This is a genomic window from Gardnerella sp. DNF01157 (genome assembly GCF_049244225.1).
GTDB classification, from domain to species: Bacteria; Actinomycetota; Actinomycetes; order Actinomycetales; family Bifidobacteriaceae; genus Bifidobacterium; species Bifidobacterium leopoldii.
Map to the genome: position 1 here is coordinate 1,471,660 of NZ_CP058388.1, position 10,958 is coordinate 1,482,617.

Consider the following 10,958-nt stretch of genomic DNA (forward strand, 5'->3'; position numbering starts at 1 on the left):
CCGACGAATTATTGATAACAACTATATATAATAAGCGATGCATTGTAATGATGTATTATTGCACACTTATTATGCTGCTTTTTTGTGCCAAAAACGGGGTTCGCGTCATATTGCGAACCCCGCTATACCTTATACCGAAAGTTTGCTTACTAGCTCATATAAGCAGGCAAACCAACACTTTTAGTTCAAACGCAACTCCGTAGAAGGTGCGAACAGATGCATCTTAGATGGATCGATCTTGATCTTCACAGTGTCGCCAACCTTTGGAAGAGCACGTGGGTTCACGCGAATAGTCGTGAGCTTGTTTTGATCAGACATCATCGTAGACGCTTCCTCAGGAGAACCATCGGTGATGATATTGCCGTAGATATAGCCATCGGAACCGAGATCTTCCACGTTCATTACCTTCAAGGAGAACGCATTTGGATCATCGGATGTTGCCAAGCTTGCATCTTCTGGACGGAAGCCAACAATAATCTGTCCGTTATCTTCTGCAGTGAGCTTGTCAACAGCCTCAGCTGGAAGAACTATAGAATCCTCACCGATCTGAGCTCGACCGTTTACAACTGGGTGCTGATTGATATTCATGGATGGCGAGCCAATGAAGCCTGCAACGAATACATTTGCAGGGCGGTCATAAAGCTCAGTAGGAGCTCCAACCTGCTGCAATACGCCAAGCTTAATCACTGCAATGCGATCGCCCATGGTCAAAGCTTCAGTCTGATCGTGGGTAACGTACAGAGTAGTAACACCAAGCTGACGCTGCAAAGCAGCAATCTGAGTACGAGTCTGAACGCGGAGCTTAGCATCAAGGTTGGAAAGAGGCTCATCCATGAGGAAGACTTTTGGTTCACGAACAATTGCGCGACCCATAGCAACACGCTGACGCTGACCACCAGACAAAGCCTTCGGCTTACGATCCAAATACTCTGTCAAATCCAACACTTCTGCAGCTTTTTCAACACGCTTGCGAATTTCTTCCTTAGGAACACCAGCAATCTTCAAAGCAAAGCCCATGTTATCAGCAACTGTCATGTGTGGATACAGTGCATAATTCTGGAAGACCATTGCAATATCGCGATCCTTTGGCTGCATTGTAGTAACATCTTGACCGCCGATGAGGATACGTCCTTTGTTAACCTCTTCAAGACCTGCCAACATACGCAAAGTAGTTGACTTACCGCAACCAGATGGACCAACGAGTACGAGGAACTCACCATCTTTAATAGTCATGTTCAAGTCATCAACCGAAGGCTTATCGTTGCCCGGGTATATACGAGTCACATGATCAAATACAACTTCTGCCATGATATGTCCTTTCATCGGCAGGTACGTGCCGAACGATCCGTAGTGAAGGGTGTGCACTCATGACCCCAATTCCTACATCGGCGGGTATCAATCGTCCACAGTTTACTTACCTGGTCCATTGAAGGTTCTCTTCGTTGAGCCATGCCTTAATATATCATGTTTATCTTAGAAAAACAGCAAAAAATCAGTATTTTGCATAAACTCGGCGTGTCGAGTAAGACGCACAAAAGGAGAATAACTATGGATCAACAAGAAGAAACAACAAATGATGAAATACAAAAATCAAATACCCCTTATAGTAAAAGCTTAATTGGCATCGTAATAGCACTAGTTATTCTTGCATTCGCTGCAGGAGCTGGGTTTATGACTTATTACAATTCAATCAATAAACCACAAGTAAAAATTGAAAATCCAACAACCAATAAGCCAGATACACAAATTGAGGATACAGCAAACTCCCAAATAGCCAAAGAGATTAAAAAACTGCCTTCTTCTGACATCCCACCGGCATCTAATTTACAAGGCGGAATTCTTCTTAGCAAGGATGGGTACGGCAAGCAAGCTGCTGGTGCTCCTACAGTTGCTACTTATTTTGATCCTTTGTGCCCTGGTTGCGGATCCTTTAATCGTACTGTTGATGAAACTTTAATTAAAATGGTTGAAGCAGGTCAAATTAACCTAGAACTTCACCCTATGTCATTCTTAAATCGTTTTAGCTCAGATCAATATTCTTATCGCGTCTCAAGCGGTATTGCTTATATCGCCTCATATGATAACGATCCAAAGCATTTGCTTCAGTTTATCAATAGCATCTTTAGTGAAAGATTCCAGCCGGAAGAAGGCGATGGATACCAAGCAACACCGAATAAAGCTCTTGTTGATTTAGCTGAAGATGCTGGAGTTGCAAATAAGATTGCGAATGAAGCCTTTAACCTACACTATGTTAAGTGGCAAGAAGTTATTAATGAGAATACTCCAGAAGAAAAAGCTTTATGGAATGTTTCTGGCTCTAATAAAGGCGCTATGACAACTCCAACAGTAACAATTAATGGTAAGCTAGTAGATCTCAATGCAGCTTCTGAAAAGCAGATGGATCCTTTGGAAGCTATATTAAAGTCTTTGGGAATCGATAAAGAACATGTTGGCAAATCTGGCCATATGCCAAAAGTTACATATAAGAGCAAGCCGCTTGATTTATAAATAAAATTAAGTAATTTCTATACTAAAACGGACGTTAAGAATACACTCAACGTCCGTTTTTATTTAATAATTTATATTTCTATAATTTAGCTTATTTACAATGCAATAGGGGAACTAGTGTCAGACACTTTAGGCATCTGACCTGCAACTCCAACTTGCTTTTTATCCAAGCCAATGCAATGAAGCAGAGCATCAAGCACCTTCATTTTTTTCTCATTAATGGCATTCATATCAAGCAATTTATCGTTAATAGTTACTGTTGGAGTTGTCATAGATCCTTTATTTGAACCGCTGACATTCCACAATTCCTTACGATCAGGAGTGTATTTATTAACTAGCAGCTGCCACTTCAAATATTGGCGGTTAAAAGCTTTACTTGCAATTTCGTTTGGAATTCCAGATTTCTTAGCCAGTTTAATCAATTCTTTATTGCTTACAGGCTTATATCCCTCGCCTTCTTCCGGCTGGAATTTTTCGTTAAAAATACCATTGATAAACTGAAGCAAATGCTTTGGATCGTTATCATATGAAGCGATATAAGCAATAGCACTAGAAACACGAGTCGAGTAATGGTCAGTAGAAAGTCCATCCAAGAATGACATTGGGTGAAGTTCTAGGTTAATTTGACCTGCTTCAACCATTTTAATTAAAGTTTCATCAACAGTACGATTAAAGTTTCCACAGCCAGGGCACAAAGGATCAAAATAAGTAGCAACTGTAGGAGCACCAGCAGCTTGCTTGCCGTACCCATCCTTGCTAAGAAGAATTCCATTCTTAGAATTAACACCGCTTGGACGAATACTTGGATCAATATTATCCAAATTATGATTAGATTTTGCAGATTGCTCTACTTTTTTCTGAGGCTGAACGTAAGCTGCCTGATACGCAGTAATGCCTACAGCAGCCAACATAGCCGCAACAATAATTACTACAATAACGCCGATAATTGCTTGCTGACGACGCTCACGCGCGGCACGTTCGCGATTTTCTATGGTTCTTTGTAGGCGAGTAGCAGATGAATCTCCCTGCTTATTATCACGCATCTGAATTTTAGGCATTGTTATCCTTCAACCCTTTATTTCGCATGCTAAGACTAGTTCCTAGCAGCATTCTTGCTAATGAAATAATAACCTCACCACAGTTTAGTAGATGGCATCAACGGAAAATACACATTACGTATCGTACTATTTTTATTTTTCAAATGATTTTCCAGAATAAAATAACGCACCTAATCCTAAACGGAATTTTGTAGTCCATTTAACTACAGCAAAAACAACCCATGCAACAATAAATCCTAGAGTATATCCAAATGCAGTATTTGAAAAAATATTAGGTGAGTAAGCTGGCAAAAGAATACGCAAGGATCCAACATCTATAGAAAGTAATTCAGGATTATCACCACAGAGAAATGGATATATAACAGCTCCAATACCTCCAGAAATCACAATAGCTATAACTCGTGGAAGCATGTAGACGAATCCTCGAATAATATGCCATGGCAAAGTTGCAATACGCACTACAGAATCATGACGAGGAATTATTCCATCGTTAAGTTGCCATCTTCGCAAGCTTGATGAAATACTGTAGCCGGATGTTGCACTAATCCACATAAAAACCATCGCAAAACCAATAGAATCGAGAATGCTTAAGCAAGCAATGGCTAAATGAAGAATTATACAAATCAGCAGTATCCATGTTCCTTTACGCACATAATCATGTTGATTAAGAGTATGATCAACAGAAGGCACTTCATCACTTTTAACATGAAGGGAATCGCCTGCTTCATTTTCAATATTGTCATTATCAAAAACGTTATTAGAAGCATGAATAAGTTTTGAAGATTGTGCAATACGTGAATTGTTTGAATTGTCGTTCTGTATATGCTGTAAATCGACATCGTTTAACGCATTAATTCGTGTTTTTTCATCTACACAAAATGTTTTATCGTCTTCACTATCTAATGAATGCGGCATAACAGTAGTAGAACGAACAGTTACGGTTGGCGTTTCTCCATCAGAGTTAAGATTTGTTATGCCAGCTGTACCAGCTGCATCGCAGGTACGAGAATTTGTTAGTATAGCAGTTTTTTCTTTTGTTTCACGACTCGTTTCACGCCACATTTTACGCATAGTTATGTTAGTGGCATTACGGTCAAAAGGGCGGTTCACCTCCGGCCAGGCTAAAGGATCCATAGCATCTTGACTAATTGCATTTTCTAAATCAGATAGCATGCAACGCTGTTCTCGAATCGGATTCAACGCCTTACGAAAAGCAGCCATTGTTCTAGGAGGCAACCCAGTTAAATCTGCATTGCCTGAGGCAGCACGCTCCAAAACCGCCATCATAGGCTTTGTGCCAAAAACAGGCTTACCGGTAGCCGCAAATGCAAGCACAGCAGCAACAGACCACCAATCTGTAAGTTCATCTGAATCTCCGCCTTCAATAATTTCTGGAGCAATAAAACCAGGAGTGCCCATCACTAATCCCGTGCGAGTAACATGGCTTTCACCTTCACCCATCGCAATACCAAAATCTACTAATACTGGTCCAGTAGCAGAAATCATTACATTAGTTGGTTTAATATCGCGATGAACAATACCGGCTTCATGAACTGCCTTAACAGCTTCAATAAGCTTATGCGCAAGACGCTCTAAATCATCTGCAATATAGGGCCCATTCTCATCCACGTCTTCGCGCAAATTATGTCCTTCAATCAATTCTGTCACAATAAAAGCGATTGAAGCATCTAATTCCATATCCACTATCGCGCAAACACCTGGATGATGAATCCTCTGCAAAGCCAAAGCTTCACGTTTTAAACGCATTCGAGCACGTTCCTGCTCAGAATCCTCATCTTCACTCTGTTTTGTACGAACAGAAGCACGTAATATTTTCATAGCATATTGATTGCCGCCATCGTCATTAACGCGCCAAACTGACCCCATTGCGCCGCCGCCAAGCCTAGAAATAAGCGTGTATCCGCCTACATTATTCCCTGGCTGCAAATCGAACATGCTTGTATCTTCCATACTGCATTATGTTAATGCCTTATATTGCCAAATACACAAATATAAACAACAAAAAACACGCCGTTTCTATATTCAACATCGCCGTAATTTTGTAATGACGTGGCATATGGTACACTAATCAATTGTTCTACTTAGCATGATTTGTTATGCTAACGAGAAAACATCGCCTCCTTAGCTCAGATGGCCAGAGCGGCCGCCTTGTAAGCGGCAGGTCGCCGGTTCGATCCCGGCAGGAGGCTCCATTTTTATTCCACTCGTTTCGTGAGTATTTCTTATTTTTTGTTCACATATTCCAGAACTATAGTTTTGTTATCTTTCGTATCACATATAATGACGTGAAATGATTAAAGCAGAGGGGATAGTGGCTAATTAACTATTCAAAAATAGAAAAGATTTCTATTTTTCATATACAGTGCCAATTATGGCGTATTATGAAAATGACAAATCTATATCTGCGCACATGATCATCTTTATAACAAAAAACTTTTCGCGAGTAAGAACTCGGGAACCTTCCCCCAACTCAGGGTTTCCGAGGTGAGAGTGGAGCGTCCCCCAACCAGCTCCACCTCATAGGGGGCGGGAATATCCCCTTCTCTCCCGCCCCCACTTTTATTTTGTTTTGCATTCGATTTTGAATGCCAAACTGAAGGTATAATAGAAAAGTTAGCATTATTGCGAAGGGAGTGATTGTATGGCACGTCGATGGACGCCTAGACGATTAATAGTGATGCGTCGTGCAAGAATAATCGCCTGCGTTTTATCTATATCACTCACAGCAACAAGCTTGTTTATATTTACAGCTAAAAAATCTGTTGCAATGATCGTAAATGGAAAAACGCGTATTGTAAGCACTTATTCAACAAATCCAATACGTTTATTGGAAGAACAACACGTGCCAGTAAAAACTCACGATCAAATTATTTCTTCTTCTGGAGATATTCTCACAAATCATTCTACTGTAACAGTTCGCAGTGCTTATCAAACTTCTATCACTGTAGATGGAGTAACTATACCGTTCTGGACTGTTGCAACTAGTGTCGATCAATTAATCGGCTTTTTTAAAGCTAATGCTAAGAACGCTTCACGAATTACAGTAAATTTGCAAAATATTTACGATAAACTAACTTGCGGCTTATCGATTAATAAAAAAGGTCCAATTAGCGTTATCTCTGACGGGAAAACACGCGTTGTGCAAAATGGAGACTTACCTGCGAGCGCAATTCTTGATTCTCAAGGTATAGTGCTCGGCAAGGAAGATCGCGTAAGCGTAGAAGAAGATGATGGAAATACTGTTTTACGTGTTTCTCGAGTTACTCATGGCAAAGAAACTCGTACGGTTTCATTACCTTTTGCCACACAAACTGTAGTAGATCCTAAACTTCCAGCAAATTCTCGCGTTGTACAACAAGTTGGCGTGAATGGTGAGCGGGAAGATGTTTATAACGTTACATACGTAGATGGCAAAGCAGAAAGCGCAACTCTAGTTTCGCAAAATTTGGTAAAGCCTGCAGTTAATCAAGTTATTGCTGTAGGTAAGGCTGCTCCCGCACCAATTCACAAAAATAATACAAATACACAAAAGTCAAAACAATCCAAACAACAAACAAACTCTCAACACAAAAAGCAGAATACTGAGCAGCCTGCAAAACAGGAGAAGAAAAACAGCCAACAGCAAACTCAACAAAATCAGAAAACGCAAAATCAGGCTCAAAGCAAAGACCAGAATGGTAACAATGGTGCGCAAACATCACAAACTCAACAACAAACCGCATCTGCTGCCCCCGCACCTGCAGCTAATCCACCTGCACCCGCTCCAAGCTCTAATCCCGATAGCCTCGTACATGCTACTCCAGAACAAGCTAAACTATTTGCTCAGGGCGCGGCTGCGCAAATGGGTTGGACCGGTAAAGAATGGGAAGATCTTTTATGGTTATGGAATAGGGAATCTGGATGGAGATGGAACGCAGAAAATCCTAGCTCACACGCTTATGGCATTCCTCAAGCTCTTCCTGCAAATAAAATGAGCAGCGCAGGAGCTAATTGGCATGAAGATGCCGCAATACAAATTAGCTGGGGTCTAAGTTACATTAAGGGCAAATATAAAACACCTAGTGGAGCAGTAAAGCATTCGCGCGAAATTGGCTGGTATTAAAAGGCAGCAGCGTGTTTTAACGCACTTTGGTGCAACAGATTAATTGTTACGAAATTTGGATGGTAAAACTTTGACAGAAATCAGCATTGAAAATGAAGGTCAGCTTTTAGGTGCAGCAGATATTAGACGTATTGCTGCCGAGGAAGGCATTACTCCTACCAAAAAGTTTGGTCAAAATTTCGTTATTGATCCTGGTACAGTGCGAAAAATAGTAGCGGCAGCTGGAGTTAAATCTGGCGATATCGTTATGGAGGTAGGGCCTGGTCTTGGTTCTCTTACTCTTGCAATATTGCAAACAGGAGCACAGCTTACTGCAGTAGAAATAGACCCTCCGCTAGCTCGACGATTGCCGCATACTGTAGAAGAATTTATGCCTAAAGCAATGCAAAAGTTTAATGTCATTCTAAAAGATGCTTTAACAGTAAATGCCGATGATGTTCCACAAATTGCACAGGCTAAAAAATTTACTCTTGTTGCAAACCTGCCATACAATGTTGCGACGCCTATTATTCTTACTTTGCTAGAAAAATTTAGCAACTTACAGAATTTTCTAGTTATGGTTCAAAAAGAGGTAGCAGATCGTTTATGCGCACAACCTGGGAATAAAGTATATGGCACACCAAGTGTTAAGTTGGCGTGGTACGGCAAAGCCCAGCGCGCAGGGCTTATCGGTCGTAATGTGTTTTGGCCATCGCCAAACGTTGATTCGGCATTAGTTTCTTTTACTCGCGATTGCACAAGCAAAGGTGACAACAATGAGCGTGAGGGAGTATTCGCTTTCATTGATGCAGCCTTCCAGCAACGACGTAAGACATTGCACGCAGCTCTTAAAAATCAAGTTCCAGAAGAAGCATATAAAAATTCTGGAATTGACCCAACTAGACGCGGCGAGACGCTTACTTGCGATGAATTTATTGCTTTGTATCGCGCATGCAAAGATTGTCAATTATAAATAAAACGCATATTTATTCGTTGAATAAATATGCAAAATAAAATATTACGCAATGAAATATTACGTATATTCTGCAGCTTGTGTAAACTTGCTGCTAACAAAGTTACAAACCACAGATCGGAAGTGAACATGACGCAAGAATACGACGAACGTATTGCTCGTAAAGCTTTCATGTATCAAAGAAAAAGATCTGTACTCACCACAGTGGGCGTAGGCCTAGGCGTCACCTTTATATTTGCTTTACTTGTGCAATTCCACGCTTTTGGTATAAATTCTGTGCGTGCTCCAAAAGATAACCCAAATTATGGTGTTCCAGCTCCATGCGCAATAATAGGAAAAGAAGGAGCCAAAGCCCCTTACGTAGATAATAGAGCTGTAGCAATCAGAGTTCTAAACGGCACAAAGTTCCGCGGTTTTGCTCGCGCTGTTGGCGAAGCTTTAAACGCTCGTGGATTTAACTTAACAGAGGTTAACAATAACAAATCAAGTAATATTAAACGAACAATCATTTACTTTGGAAAAAACGCTATTAATGAAGCTTATACAGTAAACGCTAATTTTACCGATGCAATTATGCGAATGGATGATAGAAAAGATAAGCTCGTCGATATTGTGCTTGGCTCTACTTTTAATAATCTTCGCCCTAAAGTAGATGTTCCAGCAGCAGGCGCAGCAATACATGAAGTGCAAGGATGTATAAGAGCTGACCTTATGAAAAACATTCCTAAGGCAGATCAGCATAAGGAAGTTAGATAAAAAAGAGTAGCAGTATAAAATATTTTACTGCTACTCTTTTATTTAAGTGAAGAAACTTTTACTTTTTGTACGTTTCCTCATACCATCGCTGTAATTCTTCTACAGCAATATCATGGTCTACCGGACCATTATCGAGACGGTAATCAAGCATATGCTTATAAGCCTCACCAACTATTGGACCTGGTTGCAAATGCAATAATTGCATTATTTCATTACCGTCTACATCAGGTCTAATAGCGTTAAAATCTTCCTGCTTTTTAAGCTCTTTTACGCGCTCTTCCATCTCGTCCATCGCATGCTCAAACATTAACGATTTGCGACGATTCTGAGTGGTTGCATCTGCTCTAGTAAGTCGATTCAACCGCTCATACAGATGTCCTGAATCTTTTACGTAACGACGAACTGCAGAATCAGTCCACGGTTCATCAACATACCCATGAAAACGCAAATGCAAATTCACTAATTCAGTAACATCGTCGATAAGATGATGATCAAAATGCAGTGCTTTCAAACGTTTACGAGTCATTTTTGCGCCAACAACATCATGGTGGTGGAAACTAACTTTCCCTCCATCTTCAAATTTTCGAGTTTTTGGCTTCCCAATGTCATGCAATAAAGCAGCTAGACGCAATGTTAAATCTGGAGACGGCACTGGACCTTCTTGATCTGTTTCCAAAGCTATAGCGCGCTCAAGAACCATCATTGTGTGTTCAAAAACGTCCTTATGACGATGATGCTCGTCAATTTCAAGCTGTAAAGCTGGAATCTCCGGAAGAACACGCTGAGCTATACCAGATTCAACAAGAGCTTCTAATCCTTTACGAGGTCTGTCCGAAAGTAACATTTTAGTAATTTCGTCGCGAATTCTTTCAGCAGAAACAATATCTAACCTATCTGCCATGTCTACAATCGCTTCAGCAGTATTTGCTTCGATACTAAACCCAAGTTGCGCAACAAAACGAACTGCACGCATCATACGCAAAGGATCGTCATCAAAAGATTGACGAGGATCAACCGGGGTTCGCAACACGCCTTTAGCTAAATCACTGGCACCGCCAAAAGGATCCACAAACTCTAAATCTGGCACGCGCAACGCCATTGCGTTGACAGTAAAATCACGCCTAGAAAGATCACCTTCTAAAGTATCGCCATATTGCACTTCAGGCTTACGAGAATCTGGATCGTACACATCAGAACGATATGTAGTAATTTCAACTTTTACTTCTGTACCATCAGCACGCCGACGCATAGCTCCCAACGTGCCAAATTTACGACCCATATCCCAAAAACCATCATGTCCCCAACGACGCAAAATAGGTTCAAACTCTTCAGGTCGAGCTGATGTACAAAAATCAAGATCATGCGACACGCGATGCAGTAGCATATCTCTCACAGGACCACCAACTAATGCAAGTTCATAATGACGCTCAGCAAAAAGTCGCCCCAACTCTATAGCTTCAGGCCAAACTTCGAAGTTCTCAGTCACCCTTACCGACACCCTTTCAGCAAAAATCAATCTATATTCCAGCATACCGTTACCCCAATGCACAGCGGATTGAGT

At 40.9% G+C, this 10,958-nt stretch carries 8 protein-coding genes and 1 tRNA gene; 5 read left to right on the forward strand and 4 right to left on the reverse strand.

The genetic code is table 11. The features are described from left to right. Nucleotides 1-180: 180 nt before the first annotated feature. Nucleotides 181-1,308 carry an ABC transporter ATP-binding protein gene (locus HXT38_RS05790; RefSeq protein WP_004105828.1) on the reverse strand — a complete coding sequence of 376 codons (1,128 nt, stop codon included), beginning with the start codon at nt 1,306-1,308 and terminating at the stop codon, nt 181-183. Nucleotides 1,309-1,548: 240 nt separating this feature from the next. Between HXT38_RS05790 and HXT38_RS05795 the strand changes: the two genes are divergently transcribed. Then, on the forward strand, nt 1,549-2,508 hold the full coding sequence (locus HXT38_RS05795) for a DsbA family protein (RefSeq protein WP_421791815.1): 960 nt from the start codon (nt 1,549-1,551) through the stop codon (nt 2,506-2,508). Nucleotides 2,509-2,603: 95 nt separating this feature from the next. Here HXT38_RS05795 and HXT38_RS05800 read toward each other — a convergent pair whose 3' ends face one another. Further along, complete coding sequence (locus tag HXT38_RS05800) at nt 2,604-3,566, reverse strand: DsbA family protein (RefSeq protein ID WP_004105824.1); 963 nt, start codon at nt 3,564-3,566, stop codon at nt 2,604-2,606. A 132-nt stretch (nt 3,567-3,698) separates the two neighbouring features. Beyond that, entirely contained in the window at nt 3,699-5,537 is a 1,839-nt protein-coding gene (locus HXT38_RS05805; RefSeq protein WP_004119604.1) for a serine/threonine-protein kinase, read from the reverse strand. Nucleotides 5,538-5,702: 165 nt separating this feature from the next. Between HXT38_RS05805 and HXT38_RS05810 the strand changes: the two genes are divergently transcribed. The 4 genes from HXT38_RS05810 to HXT38_RS05825 all read left to right on the forward strand — a co-directional run bounded on the left by HXT38_RS05810 (nt 5,703) and on the right by HXT38_RS05825 (nt 9,397). Further along, a tRNA-Thr gene (locus HXT38_RS05810) sits at nt 5,703-5,779 on the forward strand. A gap of 449 nt (nt 5,780-6,228) precedes the next feature. Further along, complete coding sequence (locus HXT38_RS05815; protein WP_410299516.1) at nt 6,229-7,689, forward strand: G5 domain-containing protein; 1,461 nt, start codon at nt 6,229-6,231, stop codon at nt 7,687-7,689. 55 nt (nt 7,690-7,744) lie between these two features. Then, nucleotides 7,745-8,641: a 16S rRNA (adenine(1518)-N(6)/adenine(1519)-N(6))-dimethyltransferase RsmA gene (rsmA, locus tag HXT38_RS05820; RefSeq protein WP_116442562.1), complete on the forward strand. Its 897-nt coding sequence runs from the start codon at nt 7,745-7,747 to the stop codon at nt 8,639-8,641. Between the two features lie 129 nt (nt 8,642-8,770). After that, nucleotides 8,771-9,397, forward strand: coding sequence for a LytR C-terminal domain-containing protein (locus HXT38_RS05825; RefSeq protein WP_004105817.1), 627 nt, complete (start codon nt 8,771-8,773; stop codon nt 9,395-9,397). A 58-nt stretch (nt 9,398-9,455) separates the two neighbouring features. Here the strand turns inward: HXT38_RS05825 and HXT38_RS05830 are convergent, their stop codons facing one another. Then, nucleotides 9,456-10,928 carry a CCA tRNA nucleotidyltransferase gene (locus HXT38_RS05830; protein WP_050543380.1) on the reverse strand — a complete coding sequence of 491 codons (1,473 nt, stop codon included), beginning with the start codon at nt 10,926-10,928 and terminating at the stop codon, nt 9,456-9,458. Between the last annotated feature and the right edge of the window lie 30 nt (nt 10,929-10,958).